Origin of the sequence: Streptococcus infantis (genome assembly GCF_047460875.1) — a bacterium.
In the GTDB taxonomy this organism is placed as follows: domain Bacteria; phylum Bacillota; class Bacilli; order Lactobacillales; family Streptococcaceae; genus Streptococcus; species Streptococcus infantis_AA.
This window is the reverse complement of sequence record NZ_JASHFI010000001.1, coordinates 69,002-85,036: the sequence shown is the minus strand read 5'-3', so window position 1 is coordinate 85,036 and position 16,035 is coordinate 69,002. Positions and strand designations below refer to the sequence as shown.

17 protein-coding genes are annotated in these 16,035 nt (G+C 38.9%); 8 read left to right on the top strand and 9 right to left on the bottom strand.

The features are described from left to right. Positions 1-79: 79 nt before the first annotated feature. Entirely contained in the window at positions 80-751 is a 672-nt protein-coding gene (locus QM887_RS00425; protein ID WP_414270026.1) for a lysostaphin resistance A-like protein, read from the bottom strand. Between the two features lie 183 nt (positions 752-934). On the opposite strand from QM887_RS00425, the gene QM887_RS00420 reads away from it, so the two are divergent. From QM887_RS00420 to QM887_RS00410, 3 genes are all read left to right on the top strand, one after another. Beyond that, entirely contained in the window at positions 935-1,744 is an 810-nt protein-coding gene (locus QM887_RS00420) for a Cof-type HAD-IIB family hydrolase (protein WP_414270025.1), read from the top strand. 269 nt (positions 1,745-2,013) lie between these two features. Continuing rightward, positions 2,014-2,922: an ATP-binding cassette domain-containing protein gene (locus QM887_RS00415; protein WP_414270024.1), complete on the top strand. Its 909-nt coding sequence runs from the start codon at positions 2,014-2,016 to the stop codon at positions 2,920-2,922. A gap of 10 nt (positions 2,923-2,932) precedes the next feature. Beyond that, on the top strand, positions 2,933-3,694 hold the full coding sequence (locus QM887_RS00410; protein WP_414270023.1) for an ABC transporter permease: 762 nt from the start codon (positions 2,933-2,935) through the stop codon (positions 3,692-3,694). 39 nt (positions 3,695-3,733) lie between these two features. On the opposite strand, the gene QM887_RS00405 is transcribed toward QM887_RS00410, so the two are convergent. The 8 genes from QM887_RS00405 to glmU form a co-directional block, all read right to left on the bottom strand. After that, complete coding sequence (locus QM887_RS00405; protein ID WP_414270022.1) at positions 3,734-4,612, bottom strand: sensor histidine kinase; 879 nt, start codon at positions 4,610-4,612, stop codon at positions 3,734-3,736. Next, positions 4,609-5,310: a response regulator transcription factor gene (locus QM887_RS00400; RefSeq protein WP_414270021.1), complete on the bottom strand. Its 702-nt coding sequence runs from the start codon at positions 5,308-5,310 to the stop codon at positions 4,609-4,611. Before QM887_RS00400 ends, QM887_RS00405 begins: the two co-directional genes overlap by 4 nt. 105 nt (positions 5,311-5,415) lie before the next feature. Next, complete coding sequence (locus tag QM887_RS00395) at positions 5,416-5,676, bottom strand: SemiSWEET family transporter (RefSeq protein WP_006150712.1); 261 nt, start codon at positions 5,674-5,676, stop codon at positions 5,416-5,418. Between the two features lie 166 nt (positions 5,677-5,842). After that, on the bottom strand, positions 5,843-8,131 hold the full coding sequence (pcrA, locus tag QM887_RS00390; RefSeq protein WP_414270020.1) for a DNA helicase PcrA: 2,289 nt from the start codon (positions 8,129-8,131) through the stop codon (positions 5,843-5,845). A gap of 294 nt (positions 8,132-8,425) precedes the next feature. Next, a complete protein-coding gene (locus QM887_RS00385) occupies positions 8,426-9,121 on the bottom strand; it encodes a 5'-methylthioadenosine/adenosylhomocysteine nucleosidase (protein WP_414270019.1) in 696 nt (231 codons plus the stop codon). 10 nt (positions 9,122-9,131) lie between these two features. Next, positions 9,132-9,443, bottom strand: coding sequence for a cell wall synthase accessory phosphoprotein MacP (gene macP / locus QM887_RS00380; RefSeq protein ID WP_414270018.1), 312 nt, complete (start codon positions 9,441-9,443; stop codon positions 9,132-9,134). After that, positions 9,436-9,999 carry an NUDIX hydrolase gene (locus tag QM887_RS00375; RefSeq protein ID WP_414270017.1) on the bottom strand — a complete coding sequence of 188 codons (564 nt, stop codon included), beginning with the start codon at positions 9,997-9,999 and terminating at the stop codon, positions 9,436-9,438. The genes macP and QM887_RS00375 overlap by 8 nt, the downstream gene beginning before the upstream one ends. Before the next feature lie 9 nt (positions 10,000-10,008). Then, positions 10,009-11,388, bottom strand: coding sequence for a bifunctional UDP-N-acetylglucosamine diphosphorylase/glucosamine-1-phosphate N-acetyltransferase GlmU (glmU, locus tag QM887_RS00370; RefSeq protein WP_414270016.1), 1,380 nt, complete (start codon positions 11,386-11,388; stop codon positions 10,009-10,011). Between the two features lie 155 nt (positions 11,389-11,543). Here glmU and QM887_RS00365 point away from each other — a divergent pair, with 155 nt between their 5' ends. From QM887_RS00365 to lysS, 5 genes are all read left to right on the top strand, one after another. Continuing rightward, positions 11,544-12,344, top strand: a complete 801-nt coding sequence (locus tag QM887_RS00365) for a glycoside hydrolase family 25 protein (protein WP_414270015.1) — start codon at positions 11,544-11,546, stop codon at positions 12,342-12,344. A gap of 111 nt (positions 12,345-12,455) precedes the next feature. Further along, positions 12,456-13,298, top strand: coding sequence for a DUF368 domain-containing protein (locus QM887_RS00360; RefSeq protein ID WP_075231318.1), 843 nt, complete (start codon positions 12,456-12,458; stop codon positions 13,296-13,298). Next, positions 13,298-13,777, top strand: coding sequence for an aminoacyl-tRNA deacylase (locus tag QM887_RS00355; RefSeq protein WP_414270014.1), 480 nt, complete (start codon positions 13,298-13,300; stop codon positions 13,775-13,777). The genes QM887_RS00360 and QM887_RS00355 overlap by 1 nt, the downstream gene beginning before the upstream one ends. 3 nt (positions 13,778-13,780) lie before the next feature. Beyond that, the gene (locus QM887_RS00350) at positions 13,781-14,401 is read left to right on the top strand and encodes a histidine phosphatase family protein (RefSeq protein ID WP_414270013.1); all 621 of its coding nucleotides are present in this window, start codon (positions 13,781-13,783) and stop codon (positions 14,399-14,401) included. A 140-nt stretch (positions 14,402-14,541) separates the two neighbouring features. After that, positions 14,542-16,032 carry a lysine--tRNA ligase gene (gene lysS, locus QM887_RS00345; RefSeq protein WP_414270012.1) on the top strand — a complete coding sequence of 497 codons (1,491 nt, stop codon included), beginning with the start codon at positions 14,542-14,544 and terminating at the stop codon, positions 16,030-16,032. Positions 16,033-16,035 lie beyond the last annotated feature (3 nt).

The following is a 16,035-nucleotide window of genomic DNA, read 5'->3' as shown; positions in this document are numbered from 1 at the left end:
AAACAGATTGATATAAAGCCCTAATTTTAACCTGTCCCATATCAAAAAAGTCGGAATAAAATCCGACCTTTTATAGTTATTAACTACCAGAAAACAAGAGTACCCATAATTCCCAAAATGCAGTAATGTTAATCATGATATGGAGCAAAATAGGATAATAGAGAGAGTGAGTTTCTCGGTAGAGGAATGCACAAATTGCTCCTCCACTTGCATAGGTGAAAAAGGCGAGTGGTGTTAAACCTGAACTGACATGCACATAGCCAAAGACACAGGCTGATAGCAAAACATCTCCATACCATGGTGAATCTTTCAGAAATGTATTCATCAGAACTCCTCGATATACCAATTCTTCTGTAATTGGTCCTAGCAGACAAACAATAAGTAAAAGATAAGGTAACTCCTGTCGCCCTGTCATCTCAGTCAATTCATTTAAAGCGATTTGATTGGACGTTGCTGGGGTTAAAAAGGAAAACACAATACCTGAAAGATAACTGACTCCATAAGCAAGAAGCAAATAAACTGGATATCTCCATTTCCACTTCAACTCAAGAATTCTTCTACCTTCGAATACTAGTAAATAAAGAATAGCTAGAAAAGTAACGCTAAACTCTAAAAAAGAAAGAAAGTGAAAAAATTCTCTACTAGCAGGTACAAACCTACCTGCAAAATGATTAAAAATCCACCAAAACCAAGTCTTCCTATAAATGATTACCAATAAGGCTAGTAAAATCTGTACTACTCTTCTTTTCACGATAACACCTCTGCTTTTTTATCCATTATCAGTATAATATTAAATATATTACTAATTTAGTATATCATATTCTTGTTATCTATCTACTAAAAACCTAAATAGAAATGGTATTTCACTTAGCTTTAGACTTATTTGCCTCAAAATATGCTATAATATAAGCAAAACACGAAAAAAGGAAATACTATGATTAAACTACTTGCTCTGGATATGGATGGTACTCTGCTCAACGAAGCCAAAGAAATCCCTCAAGCTCATATTGATGCTATTCATAAAGCTATCGACAAAGGCGTCAAACTGGTTCTCTGCACTGGACGACCTCTCTTTGGGGTTCTTCCCTACTACAAGAAACTCGGTCTTGATTTGCAAAATGAATACGTCATCGTCAACAATGGATGTTCTACCCACCAAACCAGTGACTGGAGCCTTGTTGACTGGCGAGAACTTAGCAAATCAGACATCGAATACCTGAATGACCTGGCTGAAAAGAGTGAGGTTCAGTTGACTCTCTTTGATGAGGAACACTACTTCGTACTCGGAGGCAAACCAAATCCTATCGTTGAATATGATGCTACACTTGTCTTTTCTGACCTGACTGAAATCACACTAGAGGAAGCTACCAGCGGTAAATATCGTATGTTCCAGGGAATGTTTTTAGGGACAAAAGAACAAACAGATGACTTTGAACAACGATTTGCTGATGAACTTTGTCAGAGATTTAGCGGTGTTCGTTCTCAACCTGTTATCTATGAGGCAATGCCACTCGGTACAACCAAGGCTTCTGCTCTTTCTCGTTTGGCTGAGATTTTAGATATCCAACCTTCTGAAATCATGGCTATGGGTGATGCCAATAACGACATTGAGATGTTAGAGTTTGCTGGGCTGGGGATCGCCATGGGAAATGCCAGCGACCACGTAAAATCTCTCGCTGATGCAGTAACTGCTAGCAATGAAGAAGATGGTGTTGCACGCGCTATTGAGAAATATATTTTGTAGAAAATAAGCCCAGTCAACTAGTATTTCTAGCCAACTGGGCTTTTATTTTTTTAAAATTTAAAAACTTTAGAAACTCTTTAGAAATGCTTGACGATTCTTTGATATCTATGCTTTATACTAGAGTTATAAAAATAAAACATCTTATACTCTTCGAAAATCAAATTCAAACCACGTCAGCTTCGCCTTGCCGTACTCAAGTACAGCCTGCGGCTCGCTTCCTAGTTTGCTCTTTGATTTTCATTGAGTATTAAAGGTTAAAGGAGAAAACTATGAAAACAGTCCTCGAAATCCATGGATTGTCCAAACAATTTGGCAAACAACCTATTCTACAAGATCTTAGTCTCTCAGTTAAAGAAGGAGATATCTATGGACTTATCGGAAAAAATGGTGCTGGTAAGACAACTCTGATTAAAATCATTACCCAATTATTATCTGCTAACCATGGAACTATTTCCCTCTTTTCTAGTCAAGGGTATAAGGAGTGCACGAAAGCCCTATCTCGAGTAGGTTCAGTCATTGAATCCCCAGTAGCTCACAATCATTTAACAGCCTATCAAAATCTAAGATACTATTGTACTATTCGACATATCCCAAATGCCGATCAAGTCATTCAGGAAACATTAAAGTATGTGGGGTTAACAGATACAGGTAGAAAAGTTTTTCGAGATTTCTCTCTTGGAATGAAACAACGCCTAGGCATTGCGATTGCCCTACTATCAAAACCGGACTTTCTCATCCTTGATGAACCTATCAATGGACTTGACCCAATCGGTATCAAAGAGTTTCGTCAAATGATTCAACGTCTGAATCAAGAACTAGGAATAACAATTCTCATCTCTAGTCATATCTTGTCAGAACTCTATCTGGTTGCCAATCGCTTTGGAATTCTTGACCAAGGGAAAATTATTCGTGAAATCAGTAAGGCCGAATTTGAGACACTGAATGAAGACTATATTGTTCTAAAAACAAGTGACAAAGAAAAAGCTAGTCAAATCTTAAAAGACAAAGTGCATCTTGAATTTAAAGTTGTTAATTCAGACAATGAGATTCATATTTTTAGTCATGAACAAGATGTCAAACGCATTCTCAAAGAACTTACTCTAGCAGATGTCGCTGTCGATGAGATTTACTATGCTCGTCAAAATCTTGAAGAATACTTCACACAATTAGTAAAATAGGAGGAAAACCATGATACATACAATTCAAGCAGACTTTTACCGTCTTTTCCGTTCCAAAGGTTTTTGGATTACAGAATTCGTACTCTTTGCACTCATGTTGATGGGAGCTACTTTCGGAGCTACAGGACAGCTCATATCCGTCAGCACAAGTACAAACGTAGAAACCGAACTGCCCAGCAAGGGATGGGATGGGATACAAGCCCTTATTAACACCTCTAGCAATAGCTCAAACCTAGTTTTCCTCTGTATTATCCTTGCATGCTTAGTTCTAGGAGTTGATCTTATCGGAAAACTCTATAAAAATAGTTTGACAGTGGGTGTTTCTCGCACAGAATTCTTCCTAGCTAAGTTTGTAGTATTAGCAAGTATCGCTCTAATGCAAATTCTTGTTAGCCTAGTTATTGCTTTCGTACCAGCGACTATCCTAAACGGTCTTGGTACGATGCCAGAAGGATTTATTGGCAATCTCCTTCTAACAATTTCTCTTCAATTTCTCTGCATTCTAGCTTGGCTATCTATTGTTTCCTTCATTCTCTATGTGACTCATTCTTATTTGGCTGTTTTCATTGGCTATTTAATCAGTTCTACCTTACTTTCAATGCCAATGCTTATCTTTCCAGATATCGAGATTTTGCGCTATTTATCCTTGAACTTTGCCTATGCCATGACTGACTATAGCCAGGCCATTCTATATACCGTTATCGTTACTGTAACCATTATTCTACTCTTTACCATTAGTGGACTTGCTGTTTTCAAAAAGAAAAGCTTATAAAAATAACCTCCTCTATTCAAAAAGAGGAGGTTATTTGTTTTAAAAGAGTATCTTAACTGTAAACCAAGCACCATCAGTACTTAGTTGTAGTTCTGCACCAAGTAGATGAGATAGTTCTTCAGTAATATAAAGGCCTAAACCAGAAGATTCTTCTGTATCTGAGAGGTTTTCAGAGTAAAATCGTTGACTGAGATTTTCAATTTTACGAATGGGTTGTTTAACTAGATTAGCAATTTCCAAACAGATATGATTGTCCACTTCTTTCAAAGAAAATCTCGCTTCATCCTTACCATGTTTTAGAACATTGCCAACGAGATTTTGTAACATACGGTCTAATAAATCTGAATCAGTCAGCAAATACAAACTAGGTTCCACTTGTAAATCAAGGTTAATCTTTGCCGTCTGAAATGAATCATAATAGGTCAGCAGTTTTTGCGTCATAAATGTCGAGACTTCTAACTCAGATAAGTCAGGTTTTACTGCTCCCTCCATTAACCGACGATAGTCCAAAAGAGCCTCTAGCCGTTTTGAAACTTGATTGAGATGATGGGAAATTTTTTTCAAACTCTCAGACTCAGGATTTTCTGTTTTAAGCAATTGCTGAGTATAACCTGACGCAATCGTTAAAGGTGTCCGAATATCGTGGGCAATATTGCTAATAGCCATGTCTAAAGTCTGTTTTTCACGCTTCATAATCAACCGTGACTGCTCAACTTCTTGAAAAAGATGATTAATTTGCTGGTAAAGATGTAAAAAATCCTTGGAGAACGTTGATACTCCAATTCTTTTCATGCTTCCAGTAAGAATCTTATCTTCGATTTGTTGGCTCAAGTTTACGAGTGCTAGATGATAGCGAATCAAGCCTATCGTCAATAGGATAATAACCAGCACTAGCAAAGAAAGTAAAATGTAGATCATTGCTCATCTCCTTTTAACCGAACACCAACTCCCCAGATAGTTTCAATATACTCTTGCTCTGGATCCAGTTGGCCTAATTTTTTACGGAGATTACTTAAATGAGTGTTGAGAGTATTGTCGCCTGGTAAATAAGTATCCTCCCAGACCAACTCATAGAGTTCTTCTTTCGTAAAAATTTTCTTAGGATGTCCCAGTAAGGTTTGGAGAATCAAACATTCTTTCTTAGCTAGGCGAATAGTTTCCTGGCTATTTTTGATTTCAAAACTATCTGCATCAAATTGAATATTTTTTAACTGTTGAATCAACTTGTCAGGATTTTCGATTTCAACTGGTTGCTTATCACTTTTTTGACGTAATTGTACCGTAACTCTCGCAAAAACTTCATCTAAATCAAAAGGCTTTACAATATAATCATTGGCACCATCTAAGAGATATTGGCTGATGAGCTTCTTATCACTTAGGGCAGTTAGCATGATGACAGGAACTGAGCTATCTTTTCTAACGGCTTTTAAAACTTGATCGCCATTTTTTCCTGGAAGCATAATATCTAGCAAGATTAGATCAATGCCACCTTGCTCAAATCGAATCATTCCTTCAGTACCAGAAAAAGCTTGAATCACCTCATGTTCCTCAGAAAGAAGAGTTTTCAAAATTTCCTGGATCTCATTATTATCTTCAATGATAAGTATTCTAGCCATAAACACCAACCTTTCTAATAGTATTATATCATGTTTTTTTAGGAATTTCGGATAAAGAAAAACTCTCCCTCATAACTAGATACGAAGAAGAGTTTACTTTATGTTTTAGAATAAAGCTGTCAATGCTGTAATAATCCCAAAAACAATACCTGGTGCATTGGCTGCTGCCAAAGGAATATCACGTTCTTTTTTAAAGAGTCCGTAGTATACCCAAAGACTGCAGTTAATTGCAGCTACTGCTGGTTGGATAAAGTTGCCTTTTTGACCCGCAAGGTTGTTCATAATTTGAGGAATATATGAGATATACATCATAACAGACATAAAGGTTGCAATCCAACCTAATGTTTTCATTTGTTTTTCAGTCATTTTCCTCCCCTTTCAAAAACAGTTTCAATTATACACTATTTGTTTTAAATGTGTAAGCAAAAAACTTTTTTGTTAAGAAAATGTAAATTATCACAATCTTGTGATAAGAGGAACAGAAAAAATCCCCCTTGTTATTGCAAAAGGGAATCATATTCATTTAGAAAACTTACTTCTTCTCAAGCGGTGCTACACTAGCTAAAAGTTTTTTGAGGCCGACTTCTGGGAAATTGATTTTCAATTCCTGAGTAGATCCACTTCCAGAAACTTCTAGAACAGTTCCTTCGCCCCATTTCTTATGAAGGGCAATATCACCAATAGACCAACTTGTCTCACTAGAAGCCGATTTAGAACCGGCTGAAAACTGTCCAAAAGGTAGTCCTTTTGATTCAATTGATCTTGGTGCTGCGTTGCGTTTACGATCTTGTAGAGCTTGAGCTAGGCTCATGCCTTGACCAAAGGCGACACCTCCACTACTATAGGATGCTTTGAAGCTACTATTAGCAGGACGCGCCAAACCTTGATAAGTTAACAAATCTGAACTAATCTCATTGATAAAGCGTGTTGGGCGATTATAGTTCGTTCGACCAAACAGCAGGCGTGAGTTAGCATTGGTTAGATAAAGGATTTTCTCTGCGCGCGTGATACCGACATAGGCTAGACGGCGTTCCTCTTCTAGTTCATCCATGTCTTCTGCTGCACGACTAAGTGGAAAGACATTTTCTTCCATCCCAATCAAGAAGACAACTGGAAACTCGAGTCCCTTGGCCGCATGGAGCGTCATCAAGGTTACTTCTGATGTTTCCTGACTGCCTGAGTCCGTATCTGCAATCAAGGCCAAGTCATTCAGGAAACGACTAAGTTTATCCAAACCAGTTTCCTCTTCTTGACTTTCAGGATTGTCATCAAAATTCTTAGTTACAGAAAGGAATTCCTCGATATTTTCAACTCGGGCCTTACTCTCCAAGGTTGCTTGTGCATTAAGAATATCCACGTAGCCTGTCTTTTCCAATATCCCTTCAACAAGTTCGGTGATGCTTAATTGGTCCAGTTGCTCCCGTAAATCAAGAATCATATTGGCAAAATCCCAGATCGACTGGGCTGCCTTACCTTTTATCCCTGATAACATGATGTTAGCTGAAGCATCTAGCATAGACATGTTTTGCATATTAGCAAAATCACGGATTTTCTCTACTGTTCCTGGTCCAATACCACGTTTAGGTTCATTGATAATGCGCTCAAAACTGATATTATCACTCAAGTTGGCAATGAGATTCAGATAGGCGATGATATCACGAATTTCTTTACGGCTGTAGAACTTAGTTCCACCGACCATGGTATAAGGAATATTGGACTTGAGCAGAGCTTCTTCAATGGTACGAGACTGGGCATTAGTACGGTAAAGAACTGCAAAGTCCTTGTGGAGGAAGTTTTGGCTTCGGCCAAGTTCATCGATGGTTTTGGCTACAAAGACAGCCTCGTCCAATTCATCATTAGCACGGTAGTAGACAATTTGTTCCCCATCCGCATTTTGAGTCCAGAGATTCTTAGGACGGCGATTTTTATTGTTTTTGATAACGTCATTAGCTGCTTGGAGAATGGTTTTGGTTGAGCGGTAATTTTCCTCCAACAAAACAACCTTGGCTTGAGGATAATCCTTCTCAAAATCCAAGATATTCTGCATATCAGCACCACGCCAACCATAGATAGACTGGTCAGCATCCCCAACTACACAGATATTTTGGAAGCGAGAAGCCAAAAGTTTGACTAGTTGATACTGGGCGTGGTTGGTATCTTGATATTCATCAACATGGATGTACTGGAACTTTTGCTGGTAATAAGTCAAAACATCAGGATTTTGGTCAAAGAGCCGCAAGGTCAGCATAATCAAATCGTCAAAGTCCACTGACTCTGACTGACGAAGTTCTTTCTGATAGGCTGTATAACACTTAGCTACAATTTGCGTGTACATATCTCCTGCCTGGGAAGCATAAGCTACATCGTCAATCAGATCATTCTTAGCATTGGAAATGGTTCCCAAAATAGTCCGTTCATTCCATTTTTTAGGATCCAAGTTCAACTGCTTGAGGATGCGTTTCATGAGCGTTCGCTGCTCTCCAGGATCCACAATCGTGAAATTGCGATTGTAGCCAATATGATCCGCATCGCGACGTAGGATACGCACGCACATAGAGTGGAAGGTCGCAATCAAACAATCCTGAGTAGCTGGATTGAGTCCATAAGCACGCTCCTTCATTTCACGCGCAGCCTTATTGGTAAAGGTAATGGCCAAGATATTCCATGGGTTTACCATCTTTTCATCAATTAAGTAGGCAATACGGTGGGTTAAAACACGAGTCTTACCAGATCCCGCCCCCGCCATGATCAGCAGTGGACCTTCTGTTGTTTGGACCGCTTCAGCCTGTCGGTCATTCATTCCCTTTAATAATTCGTTCATTTTCTCTTCCTTATTCTTCAAGTCAATGTTTCTATTATATCAAAAAAGCAGAAAAATAACTTTTCTTAGAACTCTTCTGATTATTTTAGTTGGCAAGACAAGAAGAGGCTGGGACAAAAGTCCTAGCCTCTCAATTATCTTTGGATTGTCGAGCAAGACGCAGTGGTTGAGTGGGCTCTAGTACGCTGATTTCATCAGCTTTTACAGCCCTACTCAACTGTGCGGAGGTGGGACGACGAAATCGAATTCTAACGAATTACCGATTTCATCTTCCCACTCTTAGTAATTATTCTATTAATCCTTTATAGACTGCAAAAGCGTCATTAGGGCTTGGGCAGAACGACGTCCTGCTTCTACGATAAACTCATCAAAGGAAACGGATGCTTCATGATTGGCATTGTCACTCATAGCACGAATGACCAAGAAAGGTAGGTTCAAAGCATGAGCTGCTTGAGCAATAGCTGCTCCTTCCATCTCTACAGCAAGAACTTGAGGGAAGTGTTCTTTAATGACCTTGATTTTATCTTCTCCAGCCACAAAACTATCACCTGTAGCGATTAGGCCCAAGTGCCAAGTTTGTTCCAGTTTAGACAAACTCTCTTGAATCAAACTGATAAACTTTTTGTCTGATTCAAAATAAAGAGGTTGTTGCGCCATTTGACCGTAATCATAGCCAAAGGCAGTCACATCAACATCGTGATAGGCAAGCTTGTCTGCAATCACTACATCCCCTACTGCGATCCCAGTTGCCACTGCACCAGCAGATCCAGTATTAATCACTGCATCAACCTGAAAGTGATCTGCTAAGATAGCGACACTCATTGCAGACATGACTTTTCCGATACCACTCTCTACGAGTACAAGTTCAACAGAACCAACTTTACCGGTATGATAGCTATTTCCCAGAACCTTTTCTTCACGAGCGTCCTCCAAGTGTTGAAGTAAGTAAGCTAGTTCTTCAGGCATAGCTGCAATAATTCCAATTTTCATGATAGTCCCCCTAAATAAATCTCATTGCTAGAATTAACAAAATCAAGAGAATAATAACTGCAAATAGAATCTTATTCAATTTAGAATTAAAGACATTTCTCTTAGTATTTTCAATCCGACGACTTTTGTGAATAGAGGGTTCAACTTCGATAGTCAGTGTATCTTGGCTAAATCCATGATCTCTGGTTCGTGAATAGCCAAAATTCTGAGCAGAAGTCGGTAAAATCTTAGTTTCCTCATCATCTAGCAAGGGAGGACCTGAGATGTCCTCTCCTCGATTGGCACGTTCAATCATTTCATCTGTTAATAAAGGTTTACCCATGGGCTCCTCCACTATTTATTTGTAATTCCCAGTACTGGATAGCCATAATGGTCTTAGCATCACAAATATCTCCAGACTGGATCAATGCTTTAGCTTGGTCAAGACTGACCTCGAGTAGCTCTAAAGTCTCATCTTCATCCTGAGGACGAGGATTTTCAACTTTTGTCAAATCGCTTGCCAAGTAAAGTTTTAAACGCTCGTTACAAAATCCAATCGCAGAATAAAAATCATAAAGAAGATTTAGTTTGCCAGTATAGGCTGCTTCTTCTTCTAATTCACGAAGTGCTGCAGCTTCTGGATCTGCATTCTCCCCAATTTCCAGCTTACCTGCAGGAATTTCAACAGAAACTTTTTCAATCGCCTTGCGATATTGTTTAACAAGAACAATCTTATTATCTGGAGTAACTGCAAGAACGCAAACTGCCCCATTGTGGAAAATCAAATCACGTTGCGCAGTACCTTTTCCAGAAGGTAGTTCAACCTGATCTTGAACTAGCTGAAAAATAGGTCCTTTATAAATTTCTTTACGACTAAGCGTCTTTTCTTCAAATTCCATCGTTAGCTCCTATTTATTGTTAGGATGGTGAGGGAGGCGAGTAGCATAACCATCTTTATTAGCTTGACGACCACGACCGATGGCAATGGCATCAGCAGGAACATTCTTAGTGATGGTAGAACCAGCACCAACAAGAGAGTTATCTCCAAGCTCTACTGGTGCAATAATGGTTGAATTAGAACCGACAAAGACATTGTTTCCAATCACTGTCTTGTATTTGTTCTGCCCATCGTAATTCACGGTAATAGTACCAGCACCGAAGTTAACATCACTACCAACTTCACAGTTTCCGATATAGGTTAGATGTCCTGCTTTGGTATTTTCTCCTATGCTTGAACCTTTGACTTCAACAAAGTTTCCAATGTGCACATCTTTTGCAAGGCTTGATCCTGGACGGATATGAGCATAAGGACCAACTGTAACGCCATCAGCAACTGAGCTTTCCTCAATCATTGAATTGGTAATCACTGCTCCTGCTCCGATACTACTATTAACGATATAAGTTCCGTTGGTCAAAACAGTTCCTGCATCAATCTTACTAGAACCTTTGAGGGTTACATTTGCTTCGATTTGAACTTCTGGAGCGATTTCAACATCAATGTCAATGTAAGTAGCTTCAGGATTCACAAAACTAACTCCATTAACCATGTGGGCTTGGTTAATGCGACGACGCATGATACCTTCGGCTGTGGCAAGGGCAACACGATCATTTACTCCAAGACTTTCATCAAAGTCTTTAAGAGTATAAGCTCCAACTTTTTCTCCAGCTTCACGGAAAATACCAATCACATCTGTGATATAGTATTCACCTTGAGCGTTGTTGGTATTGATATTCTTAAGAGCTTCAAAGAGACGAGCGTTATCAAAGACATAGGTTCCTGTATTGATTTCCTTGATTTGTTTTTCAAAATCTGTAGCATCCTTCTGCTCAACGATTCGGAGCACTTCAGCATTCTCATTACGAACAATACGTCCATAACCAAATGGATCTTCAGCTTCTGCAGTTAGGATTGTAGCTACATTCTTGTGATTTATGTGGAAATCAATCAAATTTTTAAGACTTTCCCCAGTGATTAATGGTGTATCACCAGCGATGACCAATGTTTGACCAGAAAGTCCTTCAAGAATTGGCTCAGCCATCATGACTGCGTGACCTGTACCTAATTGTTCAGACTGTCTTACAAAATCAGTTTGACCAGCCAAGACTTGCTCCACTAGTTCTGCTTTATGGCCAACAACCGTTACTGTTTTTTCAGGGTTAATTGCGCCAACGCTACGAAAAACATGCTCAAGCATTGAAATTCCTGCAACCTTGTGCATGACTTTAGGTAGATCTGATTTCATACGGGTACCTTTCCCCGCTGCTAAAATAACTGCATAATTTGCCATATTTTTCTCTTTTCTATAGAAATTCCTTTTAATTATATCATATTTTTGCTCTTTCAAACACAAAAGAAGTCAAGTGGCCTAAAACAGAGTCTTTACGGTATAATTTCGAGTATTTTTTTTGATTTTTTCCCCCATTTACGATAAACTATAGAAGTATGAGAAAGAAAATTAATCCCGCTTTTATTTTTACTGTATTAGCTCTTATCGTGGGGGTTTTGGTCCTAAATAGACCCAAGTTTGAAGACCATCCCGTCAAAACAAAGCAAAATCCAGTTCAAGTAGAAACTCAAGCTTTACATAATATCAATAAACCTATTGTTGATGTTTCTGGTTGGCAAAGGCCGTCAGAGATTAATTATGACACCTTATCTCAAAATATCTCTGGTGCGATTGTTCGCGTTCATAGTGGAGGTCAAGTTTCTGAAGAAAATGACGCTGCCTATAAAAATGGAGTCGATAAGGTCTACAAGGAACATATCACAGAGTTTCAAAAACGAAATATCCCAGTAGCTGTTTACGCTTATGTTGCTGGGAAAAGCGTAGAAGAAATGGAAAAAGCTGCCGAAGTCTTTTATAACGCTTCTTCTCCCTATAATCCTAGCTACTATTGGTTGGATGTTGAAGACAAGACTATGTCTGACATGAACAAGGGTGTTGAGGCCTTTCGTGCTAAATTAGCTTCATTGGGAGCTAAAAATATTGGCATCTATGTTGGTGTCTACTTTATGGAGGAGCATAGTATCAGTACGGAGAATTTCTCAGCAATCTGGATACCGTCCTATGGAACCAACTCGGGTTACTACGAGAGTGCTCCCAATACAGATCTTAACTATGATCTTCACCAATACACCTCTCATGGAAGCCTTGGAGGCTTTGAACATCATCTAGATTTGAACCTTATTTCTTCATCAAAGAACAAGGAAGAAACCTTTAGAAAATTGTTTTTAAATCCTTAATCACTATCACAATGAGCAAGTCAGACATTGCTTTCTGCTTGCTTTTCTTTATTTTGTAGTATGGAAATACTATAAATATCTTTAAACTAATTTGAATTTTGGAGGATCTTTATGTTATCATGGCTATCAAAAATTATTAAAGGAATTGTTATTGCTCTCGGTTTTATTTTGCCAGGAATTTCTGGTGGTGTTCTTGCCGCTATCTTGGGAATTTATGAGAGAATGATTCGCTTCCTTGCACATCCTTTCAAGAATTTAAAAGAAGATCTACTCTTTTTCCTACCAGTCGGTATTGGAATGCTACTGGGTATCGGCCTTTTCTCATATCCTATTGAGTACCTTCTCGAAAATTATCAAGTGTATGTGTTGTGGAGTTTTGCTGGTGCTATCATCGGAACTATTCCAAGTCTTGTCAAAGAATCTACCCGTGACTCCGAGAGAGATAAGATTGATCTCATTTGGTTTTGGGCGACCTTTATCCTTTCAGGTATTGCCCTCTATGCCTTAAACTTTGTCGTCGGATCATTGTCAGCTAGTTTCCTTAACTTTACTCTTGCTGGATGCTTATTGGCACTTGGAATTTTAGTGCCAGGACTCAGCCCTTCTAATCTACTTTTAATCCTTGGTCTTTATAGTCCAATGCTAACTGGATTTAAGACTTTTGATTTATTCGGAACCTTCCTTCCAATAGGAATTGGAGCACTTGCTACTCTTGTCATTTTTTCAAAATTTATGGACTACGCTCTCCGTGTCTATCAATCTCGTGTTTACCACTTTATCATCGGAATTGTACTATCAAGTACAATCTTGATCCTCATTCCAAATGCTGGTAATGCTGAAAGCATCAGCTACAGTGGTTTATCTCTTGTTTCTTATGTCATCATTGCCTTTTTCTTCGCTCTAGGTATTTGGTTAGGTATTTGGATGAGTCAATTGGAGGATAAATACAAATAATGGCTAAAAAAGTAAAAGTCAAAAAAACCTTGGTCCAACAAATTTTAACCAAGGCAGGGATTAATCATAAAGGAATTCAAATTAATGCTTTGGAAGGTGAGTTACCTCAAGGTTACGATAAAAGCCAGATTTTCAAGACTTTAGCCCTTCTGGGAGATAAGACTGGTCCCCTTATCGGTATCCTTCCTATCACTGAACACCTTTCTGAAAAGAAGCTTGCAAAGATTTCTGGTAATAAGAAAGTCAGCATGATTCCACAAAAAGACCTCGAAAAGACAACAGGCTATATCCATGGCGCCAATAATCCAGTTGGAATTCGTCAAAAACATAACTACCCTATCTTTATCGATCAAAGTGCACTTGAGCTTGAAGAAATGATCGTTTCGGCAGGTGAAGTTGGTCATAGTATTATTATCAACCCAAAAGACCTTGCAAGCTTTGTTAAAGCAGACTTTGCAGATATTATAGAAGGACAATGATCAATGAAACTATACTTTGTTCGCCACGGTAAAACTCTTTGGAATCTTGAAGGACGTTTTCAAGGGGCAAGTGGTGACTCACCACTCCTTGAGGAATCCATTGAAACCTTAAAAAAATTAGGCCAATATCTTCAGGAAACTTCATTTGATGTGATTTATTCTAGTGATCTTCCTCGTGCTAAAACTTCCGCTCAAATTATCCAAAGTCAACTGAAAGATAGCTGTCCCTTACAAGAAACATCCCTTCTAAGAGAATGGCAACTTGGAAAACTTGAAGGAGCAAAATTTGCAACTTTAAAAGCAATCTATCCTGAGCAAATGTATGCTATCCGTAGTAATTTAGCGAAGTTTGATTCGACTATGTTTGGTGCTGAGTCCGTTTATCAAACAACACAACGAACTATCAATTTTGTTAAATCACTTCAAGATCAAGAATTTGAACATGTTTTAATCGTCGGTCATGGAGCCAATCTCACAGCAAGTATACAAACTCTGCTAGGTTACGATGTTCCTCTACTTAGAAAAGATGGTGGTCTAGCAAATGCTAGTGTTACCGTTCTTGAAACATCCGACTTTGAAAACTTCAATCTTATAGTCTGGAATGACACTTCTTATCAAACTTAGAACTGAACTTAACAATCACTGTTAAGTTCTTTTCATATTTTGTAGAATATCCGTGAATTTATTTGACATTTATGTTAAAATGGGAGTATCGTAATATAGACTCATCCTATCAAGTATTGAGTAAAAACTAGGAGGAAACCATGTCAACAGAACATATGGAAGAACTAAATGACCAGCAGATCGTTCGCCGTGAAAAAATGGCTGCGCTCCGCGAACAAGGAATTGATCCATTCGGTAAACGCTTTGAACGCACTGCAAATTCACAAGAACTAAAAGATAAATATGCTGATCTCGATAAAGAAAAACTACACGAATTAAACGAAACTGCTACTATTGCAGGTCGTCTTGTTACCAAACGTGGTAAAGGTAAGGTTGGATTTGCCCACCTTCAAGACCGCGAAGGTCAAATCCAAATCTACGTTCGTAAGGATGCTGTCGGTGAAGAAAACTACGAAATCTTTAAAAAAGCTGACTTAGGAGACTTCCTTGGTGTCGAAGGGGAAGTTATGCGTACGGATATGGGAGAACTCTCTATCAAGGCAACTCACATTACTCACTTGTCTAAGGCTCTTCGTCCACTTCCAGAAAAATTCCACGGTTTGACAGATGTTGAAACTATCTACCGTAAACGTTACCTTGATTTGATTTCAAACCGTGAGAGCTTTGAACGTTTTGTCACTCGCTCAAAAATCATTTCTGAAATCCGTCGTTACCTTGACCAAAAAGGCTTCCTTGAAGTGGAAACACCTGTTCTTCATAACGAAGCTGGTGGTGCTGCTGCTCGTCCATTCATCACTCACCACAACGCTCAAAACATTGACATGGTGCTTCGTATCGCCACTGAACTTCACTTGAAACGTCTTATCGTCGGTGGTATGGAACGTGTTTATGAGATTGGCCGTATCTTCCGTAACGAAGGAATGGATGCTACACACAACCCTGAGTTCACTTCTATCGAAGTTTACCAAGCTTATGCAGACTTCCAAGACATTATGGACTTAACTGAAGGCATTATCCAACACGCTGCAAAAGTTGTTAAAGGCGATGGCCCAGTTAACTACCAAGGTACTGAAATCAAAATTAACGAACCATTCCAACGTGTTCACATGGTTGATGCTATCAAAGAAATTACAGGTGTTGATTTCTGGAAAGATATGACTTTGGAAGAAGCTAAGGCAATCGCTGCTGAAAAGAATGTTCCAGTTGAAAAACACTACACTGAAGTTGGTCATATCATCAATGCTTTCTTTGAAGAGTATGTTGAAGAAACCTTGATCCAACCAACCTTTGTCTATGGACATCCAGTAGCTGTATCTCCTCTCGCTAAGAAAAATCCTGAAGACGAACGCTTTACTGACCGTTTCGAACTCTTCATCATGACTAAGGAGTACGGTAATGCCTTTACTGAGTTGAACGATCCAATCGACCAGCTTAGCCGTTTTGAAGCTCAAGCCAAAGCCAAAGAGCTTGGTGATGATGAAGCGACAGGCATTGACTACGACTACATCGAAGCCCTTGAATATGGTATGCCACCAACAGGTGGTTTGGGAATCGGTATCGACCGTCTCTGCATGCTCCTCACTGATACTACTACTATCCGTGATGTATTGCTCTTCCCAACTATGAAATAAAAA

Coding starts and splice junctions, on each gene's coding strand:
- QM887_RS00405 (WP_414270022.1), bottom strand. CDS start 4,612: ATGATCTACATTTTACTTTCTTTGCTAGTGCTGGTTATTATCCTATTG.
- glmU (WP_414270016.1), bottom strand. CDS start 11,388: ATGGCAAATTATGCAGTTATTTTAGCAGCGGGGAAAGGTACCCGTATG.
- lysS (WP_414270012.1), top strand. CDS start 14,542: ATGTCAACAGAACATATGGAAGAACTAAATGACCAGCAGATCGTTCGC.
- macP (WP_414270018.1), bottom strand. CDS start 9,443: ATGGGTAAACCTTTATTAACAGATGAAATGATTGAACGTGCCAATCGA.
- QM887_RS00420 (WP_414270025.1), top strand. CDS start 935: ATGATTAAACTACTTGCTCTGGATATGGATGGTACTCTGCTCAACGAA.
- QM887_RS00375 (WP_414270017.1), bottom strand. CDS start 9,999: ATGGAATTTGAAGAAAAGACGCTTAGTCGTAAAGAAATTTATAAAGGA.
- QM887_RS00400 (WP_414270021.1), bottom strand. CDS start 5,310: ATGGCTAGAATACTTATCATTGAAGATAATAATGAGATCCAGGAAATT.
- QM887_RS00360 (WP_075231318.1), top strand. CDS start 12,456: ATGTTATCATGGCTATCAAAAATTATTAAAGGAATTGTTATTGCTCTC.
- QM887_RS00395 (WP_006150712.1), bottom strand. CDS start 5,676: ATGACTGAAAAACAAATGAAAACATTAGGTTGGATTGCAACCTTTATG.
- QM887_RS00410 (WP_414270023.1), top strand. CDS start 2,933: ATGATACATACAATTCAAGCAGACTTTTACCGTCTTTTCCGTTCCAAA.
- QM887_RS00365 (WP_414270015.1), top strand. CDS start 11,544: ATGAGAAAGAAAATTAATCCCGCTTTTATTTTTACTGTATTAGCTCTT.
- QM887_RS00350 (WP_414270013.1), top strand. CDS start 13,781: ATGAAACTATACTTTGTTCGCCACGGTAAAACTCTTTGGAATCTTGAA.
- QM887_RS00355 (WP_414270014.1), top strand. CDS start 13,298: ATGGCTAAAAAAGTAAAAGTCAAAAAAACCTTGGTCCAACAAATTTTA.
- pcrA (WP_414270020.1), bottom strand. CDS start 8,131: ATGAACGAATTATTAAAGGGAATGAATGACCGACAGGCTGAAGCGGTC.
- QM887_RS00415 (WP_414270024.1), top strand. CDS start 2,014: ATGAAAACAGTCCTCGAAATCCATGGATTGTCCAAACAATTTGGCAAA.
- QM887_RS00385 (WP_414270019.1), bottom strand. CDS start 9,121: ATGAAAATTGGAATTATTGCAGCTATGCCTGAAGAACTAGCTTACTTA.